General features: G+C 34.8%; 20 protein-coding genes. 12 read left to right on the forward strand and 8 right to left on the reverse strand.

Annotated elements, in window-relative coordinates:
- The first annotated feature begins 113 nt into the window (after window positions 1–113).
- The 4 genes from ACMDB5_RS11530 to ACMDB5_RS11545 are packed head-to-tail and all read left to right on the forward strand — an operon-like array spanning window position 114 to window position 6,344.
- Entirely contained in the window at window positions 114–596 is a 483-nt protein-coding gene (locus ACMDB5_RS11530) for a GbsR/MarR family transcriptional regulator (RefSeq protein ID WP_413998407.1), read from the forward strand.
- Window positions 597–629: 33 nt separating this feature from the next.
- Complete coding sequence (locus ACMDB5_RS11535; protein ID WP_413998408.1) at window positions 630–1,775, forward strand: efflux RND transporter periplasmic adaptor subunit; 1,146 nt, start codon at window positions 630–632, stop codon at window positions 1,773–1,775.
- An 8-nt stretch (window positions 1,776–1,783) separates the two neighbouring features.
- A complete protein-coding gene (locus tag ACMDB5_RS11540; RefSeq protein WP_413998409.1) occupies window positions 1,784–4,954 on the forward strand; it encodes an efflux RND transporter permease subunit in 3,171 nt (1,056 codons plus the stop codon).
- Window positions 4,944–6,344: an efflux transporter outer membrane subunit gene (locus ACMDB5_RS11545; RefSeq protein ID WP_413998410.1), complete on the forward strand. Its 1,401-nt coding sequence runs from the start codon at window positions 4,944–4,946 to the stop codon at window positions 6,342–6,344. Before ACMDB5_RS11540 ends, ACMDB5_RS11545 begins: the two co-directional genes overlap by 11 nt.
- Window positions 6,345–6,472: 128 nt before the next feature.
- On the opposite strand, the gene ACMDB5_RS11550 is transcribed toward ACMDB5_RS11545, so the two are convergent.
- The 4 genes from ACMDB5_RS11550 to ACMDB5_RS11565 form a co-directional block, all read right to left on the reverse strand.
- A complete protein-coding gene (locus tag ACMDB5_RS11550) occupies window positions 6,473–6,676 on the reverse strand; it encodes a hypothetical protein (RefSeq protein ID WP_413998411.1) in 204 nt (67 codons plus the stop codon).
- Window positions 6,677–6,716: 40 nt separating this feature from the next.
- On the reverse strand, window positions 6,717–8,030 hold the full coding sequence (locus ACMDB5_RS11555; protein WP_413998412.1) for a serine hydrolase domain-containing protein: 1,314 nt from the start codon (window positions 8,028–8,030) through the stop codon (window positions 6,717–6,719).
- A 12-nt stretch (window positions 8,031–8,042) separates the two neighbouring features.
- Entirely contained in the window at window positions 8,043–8,459 is a 417-nt protein-coding gene (locus tag ACMDB5_RS11560; protein ID WP_413998413.1) for a hypothetical protein, read from the reverse strand.
- A gap of 207 nt (window positions 8,460–8,666) precedes the next feature.
- Entirely contained in the window at window positions 8,667–9,341 is a 675-nt protein-coding gene (locus ACMDB5_RS11565) for a hypothetical protein (protein ID WP_413998414.1), read from the reverse strand.
- Window positions 9,342–9,770: 429 nt separating this feature from the next.
- On the opposite strand from ACMDB5_RS11565, the gene ACMDB5_RS11570 reads away from it, so the two are divergent.
- The 5 genes from ACMDB5_RS11570 to ACMDB5_RS11590 all read left to right on the forward strand — a co-directional run bounded on the left by ACMDB5_RS11570 (window position 9,771) and on the right by ACMDB5_RS11590 (window position 13,995).
- Window positions 9,771–11,324, forward strand: a complete 1,554-nt coding sequence (locus tag ACMDB5_RS11570; protein ID WP_413998415.1) for a response regulator — start codon at window positions 9,771–9,773, stop codon at window positions 11,322–11,324.
- A gap of 68 nt (window positions 11,325–11,392) precedes the next feature.
- Window positions 11,393–11,800 carry a tRNA (adenosine(37)-N6)-threonylcarbamoyltransferase complex ATPase subunit type 1 TsaE gene (gene tsaE, locus ACMDB5_RS11575; RefSeq protein ID WP_413998416.1) on the forward strand — a complete coding sequence of 136 codons (408 nt, stop codon included), beginning with the start codon at window positions 11,393–11,395 and terminating at the stop codon, window positions 11,798–11,800.
- An 18-nt stretch (window positions 11,801–11,818) separates the two neighbouring features.
- Complete coding sequence (locus ACMDB5_RS11580; RefSeq protein ID WP_413998417.1) at window positions 11,819–12,301, forward strand: GNAT family N-acetyltransferase; 483 nt, start codon at window positions 11,819–11,821, stop codon at window positions 12,299–12,301.
- Between the two features lie 82 nt (window positions 12,302–12,383).
- Window positions 12,384–13,583 carry an alanine dehydrogenase gene (locus tag ACMDB5_RS11585; protein ID WP_413998418.1) on the forward strand — a complete coding sequence of 400 codons (1,200 nt, stop codon included), beginning with the start codon at window positions 12,384–12,386 and terminating at the stop codon, window positions 13,581–13,583.
- Window positions 13,584–13,620: 37 nt separating this feature from the next.
- Window positions 13,621–13,995 (forward strand): DUF4258 domain-containing protein, encoded by a 375-nt coding sequence (locus tag ACMDB5_RS11590; RefSeq protein WP_413998419.1) that lies wholly within the window; start codon window positions 13,621–13,623, stop codon window positions 13,993–13,995.
- A 61-nt stretch (window positions 13,996–14,056) separates the two neighbouring features.
- Here ACMDB5_RS11590 and ACMDB5_RS11595 read toward each other — a convergent pair whose 3' ends face one another.
- Window positions 14,057–14,731, reverse strand: coding sequence for a uracil-DNA glycosylase (locus tag ACMDB5_RS11595; protein WP_413998420.1), 675 nt, complete (start codon window positions 14,729–14,731; stop codon window positions 14,057–14,059).
- Between the two features lie 111 nt (window positions 14,732–14,842).
- On the opposite strand from ACMDB5_RS11595, the gene ACMDB5_RS11600 reads away from it, so the two are divergent.
- The 3 genes from ACMDB5_RS11600 (at window position 14,843) to ACMDB5_RS11610 (ending at window position 17,760) form a co-directional block, all read left to right on the forward strand.
- The gene (locus ACMDB5_RS11600) at window positions 14,843–17,011 is read left to right on the forward strand and encodes an endonuclease MutS2 (protein WP_413998421.1); all 2,169 of its coding nucleotides are present in this window, start codon (window positions 14,843–14,845) and stop codon (window positions 17,009–17,011) included.
- 130 nt (window positions 17,012–17,141) lie between these two features.
- Entirely contained in the window at window positions 17,142–17,555 is a 414-nt protein-coding gene (locus tag ACMDB5_RS11605) for a thiol-disulfide oxidoreductase DCC family protein (RefSeq protein WP_413998422.1), read from the forward strand.
- A gap of 76 nt (window positions 17,556–17,631) precedes the next feature.
- Window positions 17,632–17,760 carry a hypothetical protein gene (locus ACMDB5_RS11610; protein WP_413998423.1) on the forward strand — a complete coding sequence of 43 codons (129 nt, stop codon included), beginning with the start codon at window positions 17,632–17,634 and terminating at the stop codon, window positions 17,758–17,760.
- A 51-nt stretch (window positions 17,761–17,811) separates the two neighbouring features.
- Here ACMDB5_RS11610 and ettA read toward each other — a convergent pair whose 3' ends face one another.
- The 3 genes from ettA to holA form a co-directional block, all read right to left on the reverse strand.
- On the reverse strand, window positions 17,812–19,506 hold the full coding sequence (gene ettA / locus ACMDB5_RS11615) for an energy-dependent translational throttle protein EttA (protein WP_413998424.1): 1,695 nt from the start codon (window positions 19,504–19,506) through the stop codon (window positions 17,812–17,814).
- A gap of 74 nt (window positions 19,507–19,580) precedes the next feature.
- A complete protein-coding gene (locus tag ACMDB5_RS11620; RefSeq protein ID WP_414000383.1) occupies window positions 19,581–19,763 on the reverse strand; it encodes a CAL67264 family membrane protein in 183 nt (60 codons plus the stop codon).
- Between the two features lie 45 nt (window positions 19,764–19,808).
- A complete protein-coding gene (holA, locus tag ACMDB5_RS11625) occupies window positions 19,809–20,813 on the reverse strand; it encodes a DNA polymerase III subunit delta (RefSeq protein WP_413998425.1) in 1,005 nt (334 codons plus the stop codon).
- Between the last annotated feature and the right edge of the window lie 7 nt (window positions 20,814–20,820).

Below are 20,820 nucleotides of genomic sequence, written 5' to 3' on the forward strand. Positions count from 1 at the left end.
CAAAATGAGTCCATTTAATTATTGTTTTTTTTGATCAAATTTAATTAACATAAAATTAAGTTCATTTGGTTCGGTGTTTTACGAACCAATCGTATCTTTGCAAGAAAAATATAATGGCAACAACACAAAAAGAAAGACAAGAAATTATAGAAATGCTTGGTGTTCATTTTGAGTCCGTATTTGACATTCCGCCATTGGCGGCAAGAATTTTAGGTTTTTTAATAATAGACGGTTGTAAATCGGGTTTAACATTTGAAAACTTAATCGAAAAATTGGGTGCGAGTAAAAGTTCTGTTTCAACTAATTTAAATTTACTCTTAAAAATGGAAAAAATCACCTATTTCACGGTTACTGGAGATAGGAAAAAATATTATAAAGGAGCTCCTTTAAGTGAACAACTGTCTAATTATTTAAAAATGGTAAAATCCGAAAAGATCATAATTAACAAAATGATCTCTTATAGAGAAAAAACTGTCTCTTGTACTGAGGAAAAATTTAATTTAGAAAATATAAAATCCTACAAATCTCATATCGAGCAGCTAGAACAATTATTTGTCAAAACCATATCTGAATTTAAAGAAATAGAAACTACATAAAAACAAATAATCAATAATCAAATTTAATAAAAAATGAAGAAAAAACTATTACCCATATTAGCTGTTTTGCTTATTATTTCCTCTTGTGGCAAGAAAGAACAACAAGCAGCACCGCAAGGTCCAGCACCTTTTCCGGTTCAAACAGTAATGGTTCAAGATGCAACTGTATATCAGGAATATACTGCTAATCTTGAAGGACAACAAAACGTTGAAATCCGTCCTAAAGTAAATGGATTCATCCAAAAAGTTTATGTAGATGAAGGCCAGGTGGTAAAAAAAGGTCAAATTTTATTTAAATTAGAAACACAAACTCTAAACCAAGATGCTTCGGCAGCAAAAGCGATGGTTCAAGCCGCGCAAGTTGAAGTTGACCGATTAAAGCCTCTTGTTGATAGACAAATCATAAGTAATGTACAATTAGAAACCGCTAAAGCAAAATTAGCCCAAGCTAAAAGCGCTTATGGAAGTATTGCTGCCAATATAGGTTACGGAACCATCTATTCTCCAGTAAATGGAGTTATTGGAAGTTTGCCTTTTAAGGAAGGAAGTTTAGTGAATCCTAGTAGCGAAACGCCTTTAACTACAGTATCTGACACTAAAATTGTTCGTGCTTATTTCACTATGAATGAAAAACAATTGCTGTTTTTTAATAAAACTTTCAATGGAGCAACTGCCGCCGAAAAATTGAAATCAGTTCCGGAAGTTTCTCTGCTTTTAGTAGATAATTCAGAGTACGATCAAAAAGGAAAGATTACTGCTATGAATGGTTTGATGAATGCAACTACAGGAACTACGGAATTTAGAGCCGAATTCAAAAATCCGCAAGGAATTTTAAGAAGTGGTAGTAGCGGAATCGTTCGTTTACCAATAATAGATAAAAATATCATTTTAGTGCCACAAAATGCTGTTTTTGAAGTACAGGGCAAACAAATTATTTATGTTGTTGAGAAAGGAAACAAAGTGAAATCAAGAATCATTGTAACAAATGGAACTTCTGATTTGAATTTCATTGTTACAAGCGGACTTTCTGAAGGAGAAGTTATTGTAGTTGAAGGAGCTTCTAAACTGAAAGACGATATGGAAATCGTCCCTCAGCAAACGAAAAACAGCACCTCAGAAAAGAGTGATGCCGTTGCAATCGATTCGGTAAAAACAAATACTACACCCGCTAAAAAATAATTGTCAAGATGTTAAAAACCTTTATAGAGAGACCAGTTCTCTCGACCGTAATCTCGATCTTAATCACCATTTTAGGTGTTTTAGGATTGATGTCATTACCCGTAGAACAATACCCCGAAATTGCCCCACCAACAGTTCAGGTTACCGCGACTTATACAGGTGCTAATGCTGAAACGGTACTAAACAGTGTGGTTATTCCGCTAGAAGAAGAGATCAATGGTGTTGAAGGAATGACCTATATGACTTCCTCTGCCGCGAATGATGGTTCTGCTAAAATATCCGTTTATTTTGAATTAGGTGTAGACCCTGATATTGCTGCGGTAAACGTTCAAAATAGAGTTGCTCGTGCAACATCAAAATTGCCTCAAGCAGTTGTGCAAACGGGGGTTACAACTCTAAAAAGCCAAACGAGTGCCTTGATGTTTTTTGCTTTGTATTCTAATAATGATGTTTTTGATGAAACTTATATTCAGAATTATGCTAAAATAAACCTAGTACCAAAATTACAACGTATTAAAGGTGTTGGTCAGGTTAATGTTTTTGGATCCAAAGATTATTCGATGAGAATCTGGATTGATCCAGCAAAAATGGCAACTTATAATTTGACTCCTAAAGATATCCAATCTGCATTACAAGAACAAAACGTAGAAGCAGCTCCGGGTAAATTTGGAGAAAATGCAGAAGGAGTTTACGAATATGTTATCAAATACAAAGGACGCCTTTCTGAAATAAAAGATTACGAGAATATTATTGTAAAGGCTACAGGAAATGGAAATTTCTTAAGGCTTAAAGATGTTGCTACTGTAGAATTAGGAGGTTTCAATTATGGAACTAAGAATATAGCGATGGGTAAACAAGGTGTTGCCGTTGGGATATTTCAAACTTCCGGTTCTAATGCACAAGACATTATTACCGAAATTGTGAGTATTCTTGACGAAAGTAAACCATCTTTCCCTGAAGGAGTTGATTATGTAATTCCATACAATACCAAAACTTTCTTAGATGCCTCTATCGATAAAGTAATTTCTACGTTGATAGAAGCCTTCTTATTGGTGTTTTTAGTAGTATATTTATTCTTACAAGATTTTAGATCTACATTAATTCCGGCTATTGCAGTACCGGTAGCTATTATAGGAACTTTTTTCTTCCTGCAAATATTTGGTTTCTCTATCAACATGTTAACCTTGTTTGCTATGATTCTTGCCATTGGTATTGTTGTCGATGATGCCATTGTCGTCGTCGAGGCGGTGCATGCCAAGCTCGATGAGGGAGCAAAATCAGGGAAAGAAGCTACTATGTCAGCGATGAGCGAAATCACAGGAGCGATTATTTCTATCACCTTAGTAATGGCTGCGGTATTTATTCCGGTATCCTTCTTGAGTGGTCCTTCGGGAGTATTTTACCAACAGTTTGCAATAACACTAGCTATTGCCATTTTGATTTCGGCAGTAAATGCCTTGACATTAAGTCCTGCTCTATGTGCCTTGTTTTTGAAGCCACACCATGATTCGGATCACCGTAATAAAAACTTTAAAGACAAATTCTTCATTGCTTTCAACGCTAGTTTTGATCGAATGAATAATAAATACGTGAAATCTTTAGGATTCTTAGCCAGAAAAAAATGGATTGCGATTACTGGTTTATTGGTTTTTTCGGGTATTACTATCTTTTTGTTTCAAACAACCCCTTCAGGATTTATTCCTAATGAGGATAGAGGAATTATCATGGCCGACTTGACGCTTCCTCCAGGGACAACTCTAGAGAAAACACAAAAAGCAGTCAATGAATTGGATTCTATTTTAGCCTCAATGGATATTGTTGAAGCAAGAATGAGTGTAGTAGGTTTTAGTTTACTAAATAGCGTAAGTGGAGGTTCTTATGCCTTTACGGTTATTAAACTTAAAGACTGGAAAGATCGTAAAGGAGCCAACCAATCAGTTGATGCAGTAGTTGGTGAATTATTTGGTCGAACTGCCCATTTTAAAGATGCCAAAGCATTATTCTTTACACCTCCAAGTGTGCAAGGTTTTGGATCAGCTGATGGTTTCGAACTAAAAATTCAAGACAAAGGAGACGATGACTGGGCTACGGTGAGTAAAGTGAGTAATGAATTTTTAGGGGAATTAATGAAAAGACCCGAAATTCAATATGCTATTACCAACTTCAACCCTTCTTTCCCTCAATACCAAATGGATATTAATGTGGAAAGAGCCAAAGATGCCGGAGTTTCTGTAACGGACATTTTCAATACGATGCAGGGTTATTATGGAGGATTGTACACCACGGATTTCAACAAATTCGGAAAGCAATACCGTGTAATGATTCAAGCCAAAGCATCAGATCGTGAAAATCTAGAATCAATCAATTCTATTTATGTTAAAAATGCCTCGGGACAAAAGGTTGGAATAAGCCAATTTGTTGATTTCAAAAGAATTTATGGTCCTGAAGCAGTGGCTCGATTCAACATGCTAAAAGCAGTAAATGTCAATGGTAAAGCAAAACCAGGCTACAGTTCTGGTGATGCAATTAAAGCCATTCAAGAAGTGGCCGCCCAGCATTTACCAAAAAGCTATACCTATGAATTTTCTGGAATGACTCGTGAAGAAATTTTAGCGGGTAATCAGGCAATTGGAGTGTTTTTATTGAGTTTAATATTTGTTTATTTCTTGCTAAGTGCCCAATATGAAAGCTATTTAGTACCACTTTCGGTATTACTTTCATTACCTGTGGGTATTGCCGGAGCAATTGGTTTTGTGAAATTGGCAGGATTAGAAAACAATATCTATTTCCAAGTCGCCTTGATAATGCTGATAGGACTACTGGCCAAAAATGCCATTCTGATTGTAGAATTTGCCATACAAAGGCGACGACACGGAATGGATCTTACAGAAGCTGCTATTGAAGGATCAAAAGCGCGTTTACGTCCTATTTTAATGACATCATTAGCCTTTATCTTCGGATTATTGCCTTTGGCGTTAGCATCAGGAGTTGGAGCTGTCGGAAACCGTTCTATAGGTATGGGAGCTGTCGGAGGAATGTTAGTAGGAACCATTTTTGGAGTGTTTGTAATTCCAATCTTGTTTGTGATATTCCAAGGATTACAGGAAAAAATTTCCGGAAAACCATTTGAAAATAAAGAAGTTGACGTATTACCTTTAGACGAAGAAAATGAAAAATAAAATATACAGAGTCGCACTATTAGGCATAACAGCAACACTAATGCAATCGTGTTTTGTTGCCAAAGACTACAAGCGTCCGGAGTTAAAAACAGAAAATTTATACCGAAATGAAGTAGTGGCTACGGACACTGCTTCATTAGGAAATGTATCTTGGGACAAGCTTTTTACAGATCCGATCTTGCAGGCTCACATCAAAAAAGGATTGCAAAAGAATTTGGATATCCGAATTGCAATGCAAAATCTGGTTGCAGCACAAGCAACTATGAAACAAGGAAAAGCAGGCTACTTCCCTACTCTTTCTGCTGGAACTGATTGGACGCATAATGAATTGTCTAAAAACAGCCAGTTTGGAGCCATTGTGCAAAACAGAAGCACGGATCAATACCAATTAACGGGTTCCTTGTCCTGGGAAGCTGATATTTGGGGTAAAATGAGAAGTAATAAGCGCGCTACCAATGCCGCCTATTTACAAACAACTGCGGTAAATCAAGCAATAAAAACGCAGTTGATTGCCTCTATTGCTTCCACTTATTACCAATTGCTTTCGGTAGATGCTCAAATAAAAGTAGCCGAAAAAACTTTGATTAATAGAAATAAAAGCATCGAAACTATTTCAGCCTTGAAAAATGCCGGAAATGTTACCGAAGTTGGTGTTAAGCAAACTGAAGCTCAGAAGTATGCTACCGAGATTATTATTGCCGACTTAAAGAACAACATTATTTTCTTAGAAAACACGATGAGTATTCTCTTAGGTGAGCCTTCGGCTAAGATTGAGCGCAGTACTTTTGAATCTCAAACAATGCAACCGAGTATAACACTTGGAGTTCCTGCTAATTTATTGAGAAACAGACCTGATGTTGTTGCGGCTGAATACAATTTGATCACTAATTTTGAAATGACCAATGTTGCCAAAAGTGGTTTTTATCCCTCATTAAAAGTTACAGCTACAGGCGGACTTCAAAGTATTGATCTAAAAGAGTGGTTTAGTGCCAATTCGCTTTTTGCTAATATCATCACGGGTTTAACTCAGCCGATATTTAATCAAAGACAAGTTAAAACCAAATATGAAATAGCCAAAGCCAATCAAGAAAAAGCTTATTTACAATTTGAGCAATCCTTGCTTACTGCCGGTAAAGAAGTTTCGGATGCGTTAGCGCAATACAATAACGAAACGTATAAAATCAATGTTCGCGAAAAACAAGTGGATGCACTTAAAAAAGCAGCCGATTTTTCAGATGAATTATTGACCTATGGTTTAGCGAATTACCTAGAAGTTTTAACATCTAAAAATGATGCTTTAAACGCTGAATTGAGTCTAGTAGACAATAAATTCCAACAATACAATGCCATAATTCAATTATACAGAGCCCTTGGTGGCGGATGGCAATAGCTTAGTTCTTGTAGTAGAATTAAATTTGGTTGATTAGGTTCGAAAGCCACTGAGTATTTTTACTTAGTGGCTTTTTTTTAGGGATGTTTTTAAAATTCAATCCTGACAAGCCATGAATTTTACAGCTTTTATTTCTCGGCTATCTTTTCAGCTTTTTTCATGTCTAAATAGCTTTTCATAAATAGTACCGCTATTGCCAATCGGAACAATCTATAAAGCCAAATATCAACCTCCCAAAAGAATAGTTTGTGTGTTGCTCCTTTATCAAATAAGGATTGGATAAAAGAAAGAAAAAAGAATATCGCTAATACTAGATATATCGTTTTTGACATTTTCATAAAAAATTGTTTACTGTTATTTATTTTATTGGAATTACTTCTTTGTTAATATATTTGTTCTTCCGCCTTGAATAATGGTCATTTGATTTACTTTTGGATTAAATTCTAACTTTATTCCAGCCATTCTAAATTCAAACTTATCTTTTTCAGTTGCTTCTAGAGGAAAAGCTGATTGACCAGTTGCTTGAGCCATTAATTTGGTATTGTCTTTCGTAATAGCAATCTTTAAAGGAAAATCAGGACTAGCATATTCTCCTAAATAAGTATCTAAATCTTCTGATTTTAGCTTTATCACTTCAAACGTAGGGTTTTTAAACTCTCTATTGTAATAAGCAGATAAAAGAGCAATAACAATATCATTGTTGGGATAGATCATCCCATTTGATGTTATGGCAACACTAAGCTTGCTTTCAGGAAAATAAGACAATGCTGAACGAAATCCGTCAATTCCTCCTGTGTGACCAAATCCAATTTTATCATAAAAAGGAACCTGAAAAATTCCCATTCCATAATTATCCTGCATTGTTTTCATTTGTTCCAATGATGCCTTAGAAATCAATTTTCCTGAAAACAAACTTTCAATAAATTGAACTAAATCGGTCGGGTTCGAAACCATAGCGCCGGCTCCTATAGGAATTGACATATCCGTTTCGGTTTCTTTATTCCATTTATCCGCAAAACTGTATGAAAAACATTCGTTGGTTTCAGTATTTATTTTACTTCCTAAATAAGTGTTTTTTAAACCTAATGGCTTTACAATTTTTGATTGTACTAATTCTTTATAGCTCTTTTTATAGGTTTGTTCAAGAATATAGCTCAAAAGAACATAATTAGAATTGCTGTATTCTGCTTTAGTATTGGGTTCAAAATCACTTTTCCTTTTAGCAATTATTGCAATCATTTCTTTAGAACTTTTGGGTTCTGAGCTGTATTTAGAATATTCAGGATCACTGGTAAAATTATGAATCCCGCTTCTATGGTTCAATAAATTCCCAATAGTAATTTTATTAGCATTTTCAATCGCAGGAAAATAGCTTTCAATGGTTTGGTTTAGGCTTAATTTCTTTTCTTCGATTGCCTTAAATAACAAAACCGAAGTAAACATTTTAGAAATTGAACCAACTCTATATTTGGTCAAGTTGCTTGTTTTTTTATTACTTTCAACAACATCCTTGCCTATTGACTTGGTATAAATTAACTTACCATTTTCGGAAACAGCAACGCTTCCCATAAACTTATCTTTGGCTTCCAAAATCTGAAACAAGCTGTCCAGTTTAGTTTTATTAAAACTTTGAGCAAAAGTAATTCCCGAAACAAATAGCAATAAAATGACAATGATTTTTTTCATATAGATATAATTTTAATTTATCGAAATTGTAAAACTATCCGCAAAATGCTTTTTCCTAACCAAAAATAAAGGAATAAACGGTATCATCATCAATGGAATAGATATTTTTTTGAGGATCAAGAATTGAACAATTAATGCCGTTACAGCAAATCCAATCATCATTCCTTTCCCTAAATTATAAGTAATACTTGGATTAATCGTTAGTTTTTTTGTTTCGCCATTTTTAAGCTCAATATCTTTTATTTGAAAAGAGGCTTCATTTCCTATTTTAATTTGATATTTTCCTGGCAAAAGATTGTATTCTTTCCTATTATTGAGATAATTTATTTCATAATCTTTACATCCAATTAGCTTTACCAAATAGTTGTTCTTTTTATTATAAATACTACCGCTCTTAGACATTCTGACAATTATTGTACTTTGATTCATAATTCTAATTTATTTAATCCACCTTTCATAAATGCAGTGTAATGCCATTATTTTAAACCGCACACAATTTATAAAAAAAAACTACAAAACATTCAATCCATAATTATATATTAACAAATTTTCTTACAAAAAAATTTTATCAATTTCCCATAAAAAAATCCGTTTTGGTTTTACAAAACGGATTCGTATTTCATTAATGAACTGAATTTATTTCTTCGCTTCCATCTTAAACTTAGCAGGAAACTGCATTACGATTCCTTCAGCAAGCATGTCTGACATTTTCAGGATTTCAAAATGCACTAAATCAAATGCCTTTACGTCACCATCATAATCTTTTTTGATGCGTTTTAGGGCTTCCTCAGTAGTTAATTTAAGATGATCATGCATCATTTCTTTCATGTCCTTCAACTTCCAATTAGGATTTGCTTTACTCAAAAACTCAGCAATTTCATCGGCATTAGCATACCATCTTTTATTTGCTTTATCAAGCGCCACCGAATTTCCAGCTTTGGCTGCATTTACTACTTCGGCAGCAATTTTGATGTGAGGATAAAGCAAATCGGTCAATTTTTTCCCGGCTGCTTCACCATAATAAGGCTTTATTGCATTGCCAATATCATCTTGGTTTTTGAGTAAACGTTTCACCGCCTGATTTTTACCCGGAGTATTATCAACAAGACACATAATAACATTTCGTGTCCAAATAACATGTTCTTCCCACAATTGACGCATGTTTGTTTTCAAATCAAAAGCCGGAGATCTCATGGATTTTTCCGCCATATTCATATGACTTTTTTTCATCTCTTGTTTGTGCTGAGCCAAAAGATTCCCATTAAAAGCTACCGTTAGGGTAACTGCTAAAAATAAAATAACTGTTCTCATTTTCTAAATATTTAAGATTAGTAGAATATTAAAATAAAAATTAGGTTACAGATTGGGAGTCATTTTTAAGAGGTTAATTTTAATACGCAACTTGAATTTCATCAGTTTTTATCCCGAATTCGACCAAAACATTACTGATAAAACGGAGTTAGCAATTGTCATTACAAGTTACAAAATAAAATCATCTATTTAAACATAACAATTTGTAAAACAGATTATTATGCGTTATTTTACAATAAAATTAATCGAAATTAAATTTTATATTTTTTGAATATTTTTTAAAGCAAGTATCTTAATTTTATGGAGTAAATTTCTGTTTTCAATACTATTTATCAGGAAATTTTATCATAATATTAGCAAGCTAACGCCTCAAAAAAATGTAAATTGGCAGAATGATTTACTAAATTTAAATTCTATTGATACAAATATATGGATAAGATAAAAATACTTTGGGTTGATGATGAGATAGACTATTTGAAACCACACATTTTGTTTTTGGAAAAGAAAAATTACAGCGTGACCACCTGTAATAACGGGCGTGATGCGATTGATATTTTTGAAAATGAGAATTTCGATATTGTTTTCTTGGATGAAAATATGCCCGGAATGAGCGGATTGGAAACATTATCGGAAATGAAGGAAAAAAAATCCTCAATTCCGATGATTATGATTACCAAAAGTGAAGAGGAATACATTATGGAAGAAGCCATAGGCTCTAAAATTGCCGATTACCTGATTAAACCGGTAAATCCAAACCAGATTTTGTTGAGTTTGAAAAAAAACTTGGATAATTCCAGACTAGTTTCGCAAAAAACCACCTTAGATTACCAGAAAGAATTCCGCAAAATTGCTATGGATATGGCTATGGTGAATTCCTATGAAGACTGGATTGAATTGTATAAAAAACTGATTTTTTGGGAATTGAAACTCGAAAACATCAACGACCAAGGAATGATCGAAATTCTGGAATCCCAAAAAACCGAGGCCAATTCGCAGTTTGGAAAATTTATAGAGCGCAATTACGAGAGTTGGTTTGCCCCAAAAGCAGATAAACCCATTCAATCGCACACCTTATTCCGAGAATTGGTGGTTCCGGAAATTACAAAAAAAGACAAACCTATTTTATTTGTAGTCATCGATAACCTGCGTTACGACCAATGGAAAGCTTTTGAAAGCGTAGTTGCCAATTATTATAAACTGGAAAAAGAGGTTCCCTACTACTCTATTTTGCCTACGGCCACCCAATATGCTCGAAATGCGATTTTCTCAGGTTTGCTACCTCTTGAAATGGAAAAGCAGTTTCCTCAATATTGGAAAAACGATCCCGAAGAAGGCGGAAAAAACTTGTACGAGGCGGAGTTTTTGTCGGCTCAATTGAAACGATTGGGACTCAATATTAAAGAAGATTATTTTAAAATTACCAATCTTGCCGGCGGGAAAAAACTGGTTGAAAACTTCAAGGCTCTCAAAAATAATGATTTGGTAACGGTAGTTTATAATTTTGTAGACATGCTCTCGCATGCCAAAACCGAGATGGATGTAGTAAAAGAACTTGCCTCAGACGATAAAGCCTATCGCTCGCTGACTTTGAGTTGGTTTAAGAATTCGCCTTTATTGGAGATTATTCAACAAGCTCAAAAACTGGGTTTTAAACTGATTTTAACCACGGACCACGGTACAATAAATGTAAAAAACCCTTCAAAAGTCGTGGGCGATAAAAATACCAGCCTCAACTTGCGTTACAAAACTGGCCGAAGTCTGACCTATGAGCACAAAGATGTTTATGCTGTAAAAGAACCAAAAAAGATTGGTTTACCTGCCATAAATATGAGCAGTTCTTATATTTTTGCAAAAAATGATTTGTTTTTGGCTTATGTCAATAACTACAATCATTATGTGAGTTATTATAAGAATACATATCAGCATGGTGGAATTTCACTCGAAGAAATGATTATTCCCTGTTTGATTTTTAGCCCGAAATAAATAGTGAAATGCGAATAGTGAGAAGTGAATATTTTTTCGATTCACTTCTCACTAATAAAACAAAAAATATGGAGATTACTTTTTCATTAGATGAAATAGAAAATGTAGCGCAGCAAGTAGTTGCGGAAAACCCAAACAAAGTGATTCTTTTTCACGGAGAAATGGGAGCCGGAAAAACCACATTTATAAAACAACTTTGTAAAACCTTGGGTGTTAGCGAGACAACAAGCAGCCCAACTTTTTCTTTAGTTAATGAATATCAAACCACTTCAAATCAGATAGTTTATCATTTTGATTTTTACAGATTGAAAAATGAAATTGAAGCGCTAGACATGGGCGTTGATGATTATTTATATTCGGGAAATTGGTGTTTTATTGAATGGGCCGAAAACATCCCAAACCTAATTCCTGAAACGCATTCGATCATTTCGATCAAGGTTCTTCCTGATGGAAAACGCCTTTTAGAATTAAGTTAGATAAATACTAAGATTATTATGAATTTAGAAAATACGGTTTCGATTATCTCTTTTTCACCTGATTTAAAAGAGCCAATAAAAACCTTGAATATAGAATGGCTTAAAAAATATTTCAGAGTTGAGCCCAATGATGAAAAAGTACTTTCCAATCCGCAGGAAGAAATCATAGACAAAGGTGGAATGATTTTCTACGCCCAATACCAGAATGCAATCGTAGGTACTGTTTCTTTAATAAAAATAGACGACAGTGCGTTTGAATTAAGCAAAATGGCTGTTACAGATGAAGTTCAAGGCTTGGGAATTGGAAAAAAGCTACTTCAACATTGTATGGAAGTGGCAGAAAAAGAACAGATTCCAAAACTTATTTTGTATTCCAATAAAAGCTTAAAACCTGCCATCCATTTGTATGAGAAATTTGGTTTTTCGGAAATAACCTTGGATGAAGGTATTTATGAGAGAGCCGATATTAAAATGGAAAAAATATTTTTTGATCCTAAATAATTTAATACCAGTATTTCTAGGGGTAGAAAATGCTGTTCTTTAATCTTTTTACGTAAATTTACTTCTTATTATCATCATTACAATGTCAATAGCAATAACTCCATTCACTAAATCACAGTTGTTACCCCAAGAAGAAAAACTAGAGGTAAAAAGACAAAAAAGCGAACTTTTCATAGGTATTCCAAGTGAAACGAGCTATCAGGAACGACGTATTTGTCTTACTCCAGATGCCGTAAACTCCTTGACCTATCATGGACATCGCGTAATGATTGAAGCCGGCGCGGGAGTTAGCTCCAGTTATTCAGACAAAGAATACAGTGATGCTGGTGCCGAGGTAACCAGTGATACCCGTAAGGTTTTTAGCTGTCCGATGATTTTAAAAGTGGGTGCTCCCACTCTTGAGGAAATTGAAATGATGAACAATCAAGCTATTCTGATTTCTTCGATTCAATTAAAAACAAAGAAAAAAACCTATTTTGAGGCCTTAACCAAAAAGAAAATCACAGCCCTTGCTTTCGAATACATCAAGGATCCTGATGGAACCTATCCAGCGGTGCGTTCCTCAAGTGAAATTGCTGGTACGGCATCTGTCTTGATTGCTGCTGAGCTGATGATTACCAATGAATTCGGGAAAGGGTTGTTATTTGGAAACATTACCGGAGTACCACCAACAGAAGTGGTTATCATTGGAGCTGGAACTGTGGGCGAATTTGCGGCAAAAACAGCCATAGGCCTTGGAGCCAACATAAAAGTTTTTGACAATTCTATCACCAAGCTAAGGCGTTTACAAAACAACTTAAACCAACGAATTTTCACATCAACAATTCAACCAAAATCCTTGTTGAAGGCACTGAGACGTTGCGATGTAGCTATTGGAGCAATGCGAGGAATAGAACGTTGCCCGATTGTAGTTTCGGAAACGATGGTGGAAAACATGAAAAAAGGAGCCGTAATCGTTGATGTCAGTATTGATACCGGAGGTTGTTTTGAAACTTCAGAGGTTACTTCTCATGAGAAACCTACTTTCATCAAAAATGATGTATTGCATTATTGCGTACCCAATATCCCTTCGCGTTACTCTAAAACAGCCTCACTGTCTATCAGTAATATCATCACTCCCTATTTAATGCAAATTGCAAATGATGGTGGCATCGAAAGTGCCATCCGATGTGATATGAGTTTAAAAAATGGAGTTTATCTTTACCATGGCATCCTAACCAATAAAGCGATTGGAGATTGGTTTGATTTACCCAATAACGACATCAATTTAATTGTTTTTTAAAGGATCTTTCAATTACCTTTGCCCAAAAAAATAACACATGAAATTTGCACATCGTTTTGCCTACTATTTGGTAGGATTGGTAATAGGTCTGTTTTTTGTTGCAATGGTTTTTAGCGGTAAGGACACTCGCTGTAATTATTTCCCAAATGCCAGAGTTTTGAATGATTTAAGAAACAAACCTTTTGAATATTCTGAAAAAGCTTCTCAAATATTAGCCGAAAAATGGATTGATACCATCGATATCAAAAACACTCTAGAATACGGAGATGTTGATTTTGACAAAAGCAATACCGAATTCAATAAAGCAAAATTGTACGTCATTGAAGGTAAGACGCTAAAAAATCAAAAAATTATCCTTAAAATAAGTAATCGTTCAGACAAAGCAATTTTAGAGGATATTATAAAGGAATAATTTTCTCAAAACCTTTTTAACCATATAAGAAAAATTTAATTTTTTATATGGTTAAAGTAGGTTACGAAAACCAGTTAATTTCTGTTTTGTGATTGGCTTTCAAATACAAATTAGTTTTACTGAAATGTTTATTTCCAAACCACTTTCCTTGGTTGGCACTCATCGGCGACGGATGTCCTGACTCTAAAACTAAATGTTTGTTTCGGTCTATTTTAAGTCCTTTTTTATGGGCAAAATTACCCCAAAGCAAAAACACCACTTGCTCTTTTCCATCGGAAATTTTCTGGATAACCGCATCGGTAAAAAGATTCCATTTTAAATGTTTGTGACTATTGGGATTGTCTTCTCTTACGGTTAAGCTGGCATTCAAAAGCAAAACACCCTGCCTTGCCCAAGCTTCTAAATTACCCGAAGTTGGCATAAAAATAGTTCCTAAATCATCGGTCATTTCTCTGAAAATATTGCGAAGCGAAGGCGGAATCCTGACATCATTGTTTACAGAAAAAGCCAAGCCATTAGCCTCTCCTTTTCCGTGATAAGGATCTTGTCCGATGATAACCACTTTTAAATTATTAAAACTGCAATAATTAAAAGCGGCAAAAATTAATTCTTTCGGCGGATAACAAGTCTGATTTTTATATTCTTCGTCTACCGTCTCCATTAATTCCTCAAAATAAGGTTTCTGGATTTCGTCAGCTAAAATAGATTGCCATTCCGGATCAAGATTGATTTGCATAAAATATTTTTAACCGCAAAGTTCGCAAAGTTTTTCGCAAAGTACACAAAAAAGTAACCCATTTTACTCTGAAACTTTGTAACTTTGAGACTTTAGATCTTACTATATAAAATGATATCCATTACCGAAAAAACCTTACAAGACTTACAATTTCCAACCGTTCTCGAAACCATTTCGGCAATATGCAATACCGATATCGGAAAAGAAAAGGCATTAGAAATAACTCCTTTTAGAGACAAAGAAAGCCTGATGCAAGCCTTGATGCAGACTTCTGAATATGTTTCTTCATTCCAAAATAACAATGCGATTCCTAACCATGGTTTCGATGCTATAACTCATGAAATTAAATTCCTTGCTATCGAGGATAGTTTTCTTGAAGTGGGCAGTTTTAGAAAAATTGCAACATTATCGGCCACAGTTAATTTTTTATTGAATTTTTTGAAGAAATTTGATGATTATTATCCACACTTGAATGCGAGGGCTTCTCAGGTCGAATTAACAAAGGAAATCATTACTTTAGTCGATGCCATAGTCGATAAATATGGAGAAATAAAAGACAATGCTTCGCCCGCATTATTAAGTATTCGTCGCGACATGAATTTGGTTCGTGGTAAAGTCAACCAAAGTTTTGGCGTGGCATTAACCCAATACAACAGCCTTGGATATTTAGACGATATCAAAGAAAGTTTTGTGCAAAACCGTCGTGTTTTGGCCGTTCTGGCTATGTATCGTCGTAAGGTAAAAGGTACTATATTAGGAAGTTCAAAAACAGGAAGTATCGCCTATATTGAGCCCGAAGCGACTTTAAGATATTCCCGTGAACTAAGTAATTTAGAATATGAAGAAAAAGAGGAAATTACCCGAATTTTAAAGCAGTTATCAAATGCTATTCGTCCATTTTTACCGCTTTTGATTCAATACCAAGATTTCCTGAGCGATATTGATGTTATTGCTGCTAAAGCCAAATATGCGGATCGTATCAACGGAATTTTACCAACAATTACCGAAGAAAGACGCCTTTATTTTAGAGATGCCTATCATCCTATTTTGTATTTGAACAACAAACAGAAAAACGAAATAACGCATCCGCAAACCATTGAACTAGGTCAAGAAAATCGAATTATTGTGATTTCAGGTCCTAATGCCGGTGGAAAAACCATTTCACTAAAAACAGTTGGTTTACTGCAATTAATGTTGCAATCCGGAATGTTGATTCCCGTTCACGAACGTTCCGAAACTTTTTTATTCGACAGGATATTAACAGATATCGGAGACAATCAATCCATTGAAAATCATCTTAGTACTTATAGTTACCGTTTAAAGAACATGAACTACTTTTTAAAGAAGTGCAATCGCAAAACGATGTTCCTGATTGATGAATTTGGTACTGGTTCTGATCCCGAATTAGGTGGCGCTCTAGCCGAAATTTTCCTCGAAGAATTCTATCATCGAGAAGCTTTTGGAATTATAACTACCCATTATTCAAATTTAAAGATTCTGGCTAACGAACTGCCTTTTGCCACTAATGCCAATATGTTGTTTGATGAAAAATCATTGGAGCCCATGTACAAATTGGTTTTGGGACAAGCAGGAAGTTCTTTTACCTTTGAGGTGGCTTTGAAAAACGGAATTCCATTCAGCCTGATCAACCGCGCCAAAAAGAAGATTGAAGTTGGGAAAGTACGTTTTGATAAGACGATTGCTACTCTTCAAAAAGAGCGTTCAAAGATGGAAAAAACATCGCAAACACTAAAAGAAGAAGAAAGCAAAGCGCGAGAGGAAGGCAAAAAAATGGAAAACATTAATGTCAAAATCAAGCAAAAATTGGAAAGCTATCAGGAATTGTACGATAGCAACCAAAAAACGATTTATATAGGTCAAAAGATTGAAGACATCGCCGAGAAATATTTCAACAACAAGAGCAAAAAAGATCTCATTGGTGAATTTTTGAAAATTATAGAAATCGAAAATTCAAAGCGAAAAAAAGCCACTCCAAAAGAAAGTAAAGCCATAATCGAAAAGAAAAAAGAAGTTATCGCCGAAGTAACGGTGCAGGTGGAAGAAATCAGAAAAGAAAAGAAAGAGAAAAAACTAAAACCTATTATCGAAAAACCAAAGCATATTTTAAAAGTTGGTGATCGTGTACGAATGCTTGATGGTAAAGCTGTAGGAAGCATTGACGCAATTGAGAAGAATAAAGCCACAGTTAATTATGGTATATTTACTTCAAAAGTAAGTTTGGATGAATTGGAACTCGTGGAAGCTGTAAAGAAGAAGTAAATCAGTATTCAGATTACAGTGTTCAGTCGGTAGCGTCTTTGCGAGGCACGAAGCAATCACGCTAGCACAGACTCAACTTGAGAAACTAAATGCGATTACTTCGTGCCTCGTAATGACTAAAACTAAAAAAATGCTTGATTTCCCTAAAGACAAAAAAATAATCCTCTTTGACGGCATTTGCAATTTGTGTGATTCGGCGGTGCAATTAATCATTAAACAGGATAAAAAAGACCTTTTTAGATTTGTTTCTTTGCAATCTGAGTTAGGTCAGGAAATTCTCAAACATATCGGAATTGATTCGGAAAACATCGATAGCATTGTACTTTACGAACCCGGGATTTCTTATTATTACAAATCAGAAGCAGTTTTAGAAATTGCCACAGATCTTGGGTCCTTCTATTCTTTATTAGCTTTTTTCAAGATTTTACCAACTGGATTCTTAAATTTCATTTACGACCATATTGCCAAGAACCGATACCAATGGTACGGCAAAAAAGAACAATGCATGATTCCAGCTGCCGAATTAAAATCAAAATTTTTATAATAAGTAGATTTACTGATTTTTATCATGTTATACACCTAATGAAATTTCTATTTTTGATATTCTAAAATTTATAGATATGAAAAATATAGCACTTTACAATTGGGATAATGGTTCAATAATTATTGTTTTTGTCTTCGGTTTGGTCGTAATAGGATTAGTAGCTGCAGTTTTACTTATGATGAACAATGACAAAAAAAAGAAATAAAAAAAGAGGATGCCGCTTGACATCCTCTTTTTTTGCAACAAAAACTAAAAATTAGTTTCTGATTAATTTTCTATATTTCAAACGTTTTGGAGTTAAATCACCACCTAAACGTTTCTTTTTGTTTTCTTCATATTCAGTGAAACCACCTTCGAAATAATACACTTCAGAATCACCTTCGAAAGCTAGAATGTGCGTACAAATTCTATCCAAGAACCATCTGTCGTGCGAAATTACCACGGCGCAACCTGCAAAATTCTCCAATCCTTCTTCCAAAGCACGAAGTGTGTTAACGTCCAAGTCATTCGTAGGCTCATCCAGCAACAATACGTTTCCTTCTTCTTTTAAAGTCATCGCAAGATGCAAACGGTTACGTTCTCCACCTGAAAGTGCCGAAACTTTTTTGTTTTGCTCTCCTCCACCAAAGTTGAAACGAGACAAATAAGCTCTTGAATTCACTTGTTTTCCACCCATCATAATCAATTCCTGTCCGTCTGCGAAGTTTTCCCAGATTGATTTATTCGGATCGATATTAGAGTGCGATTGATCTACGTAAGCGATTTTTACAGTTTCACCAACAGAGAATTCTCCGCTGTCTGTTTTTTGCTCCCCCATAATCATTTTAAAAATGGTAGATTTACCAGCACCGTTTGGCCCAATAATCCCAACAATTCCAGCTTGTGGCAAAGTAAAATTTAAGTTGTCGTATAATAATTTATCTCCAAAAGCTTTGGCTACATTTTTTGCTTCGATAACATTAGTACCCAAACGTGGACCATTTGGAATGTAGATCTCCAAGTTTTCATCCAATTGTTTTTGGTCTTCGTTCAATAATTTATCGTAATTCTGTAAACGTGCTTTTTGTTTGGTTTGACGACCTTTTGCTCCTTGACGAACCCAGTCCAACTCACGCTCTAAGTTTTTACGACGTTTAGAAGCTACTTTTTCTTCCAATGCCATTCTGCTTGATTTTTGATCCAACCAAGAAGAATAATTTCCTTTCCATGGAATACCTTCTCCTCTATCTAATTCCAAAATCCAACCCGCAACATTATCCAAGAAATACCTATCGTGCGTTACCGCAATTACAGTTCCTGAATATTGTGCTAAATGTTGTTCTAACCAAAGAACAGATTCTGCATCCAAGTGGTTGGTAGGCTCATCCAAAAGCAAAACATCCGGTTGTTGCAACAACAAACGACATAAGGCTACACGACGACGCTCTCCACCTGAAAGGTTTTTGATAGGCGTATCACCATCCGGCGTACGCAAAGCATCCATTGCAATTTCTAATTTGGTATCAATTTCCCAAGCACCAAGAGCATCAATTTTGTCTTGTAAAGCCGCTTGGCGATCCATCAATTTATCCATTTTATCTGGATCTGAATAATTTTCTTCAAGACCAAATAAATCGTTAATCTGATTGTATTCTGCCAAAACAGCCATAGTTTCTGCAGCACCTTCTTGAACAATTTCTAAAACAGTTTTAGAATCATCCAAAATTGGTTCTTGTTCTAAATAACCTACTGTATATCCTGGTTGAAAAACAACATCTCCTTGATAGTTTTTATCAACTCCTGCAATAATCTTTAACAGAGAAGATTTACCTGAACCATTTAAACCTAGAATACCAATTTTAGCTCCGTAAAAGAAACTCAAATAAATATTTTTCAAAACTGGTTTGTCTGCTCCTTGGTAGGTTTTACTCAATTTTTGCATTGAGAAAATTACTTTTTTATCGTCTGACATTTTTTCTTATTTAAAATTTAAAATTACTTTGCCTATTCGTCCATTCTGATTCAAGACAACATTCAAAACATGATTTATACTCTTCCTTTTAGTGAGCTGAAAACCCAGGCAATTGCCAAGAATCCAACACCCACGGCAGCAAATCCCCAACCAGAAACTTCGCTGTATCTAAAAGCGCCAAGACCGATTAGGAGCAATCCCATCAGTATCATTATTAAAGTTGCCCATCCTAAGATAGTATTCTTATTCATTCCCATAGTTGTGGTATAATTTAAAAATGCAAATATCGTCAATTTTAACGGCTAATTAAAGATATTATAGAGCATTTCTCTTAATAAGTCAGCATTTGACATTGCATTTGCTCCTACCCCTTTGCTTTTGATATCAATTTCTCTTAAAGAAGCTACGATTTGACTCACTTTCCGCATCGGATAATTCTTTAGAGCAACATCGTATTCTTTCAAGAAAAAAGGATTTACTCCTATTACGGCAGCAACATTTTTTGGGTTTTTGTCTTTCAGCCCATGGTATTTGAGTAACTGCACGAAAAAACCAAAAACCAAACTTGTGGTAACCACCATTGGATTTTCTTTCGGATTGTTAGCGAAATTTTCGGCAATGGTATAAGCTTTAAGTTGATTGCGTTCCCCGATTGCTTTTCTCAATTCAAAAACATTGAAATCTTTGCTAAAACCGATATTTTCTTCAATATCTTTTGGAGTTATGGTACTTCCTTTGGGTAAAATAATCTGTAGTTTTTCTAGTTCGTTATTGATCTTACTCAAATTGGTTCCCAAAAACTCAACCAGCATTGCGGCGGCTTTAGGTTCAATGGCATATTTTTTACCTGACAAAACACGTTTTATCCAGTCACCAACTTGGTTTTCATATAACTTTTTGCTTTCATAAACCACCCCTGTTTTAGCCAGTAATTTGGTTGTTTTTTTGCGCTTATCTAAAGTTTTATACTTATAACAAATAACCAAAACGGTCGTTGCCATTGGATTTTCGGCATAACTTTCTAGTTTATCAATGGTTCGGCTTAATTCCTGAGCTTCTTTTACGATGACCACCTGACGTTCCGCCATCATTGGGTAACGTTTGGCTGTCGAAACGATATCTTCTATTGTCACATCCCTACCGTACAAAACCGTTTGATTGAAACCCTTTTCTTCTTCTGACAATATATTTTTTTCGATGTAATCTGATAATTTATCAATATAATAGGGCTCTTCTCCCATCAAAAAATAAATGGGTTGAATATTTCCACCCTTAATATCGTTTACAATTTTTATGACTTCGTCCAAAATAAGT

Origin of the sequence: Flavobacterium sp. W1B (assembly GCF_047344965.1) — a bacterium.
GTDB lineage: Bacteria > Bacteroidota > Bacteroidia > Flavobacteriales > Flavobacteriaceae > Flavobacterium.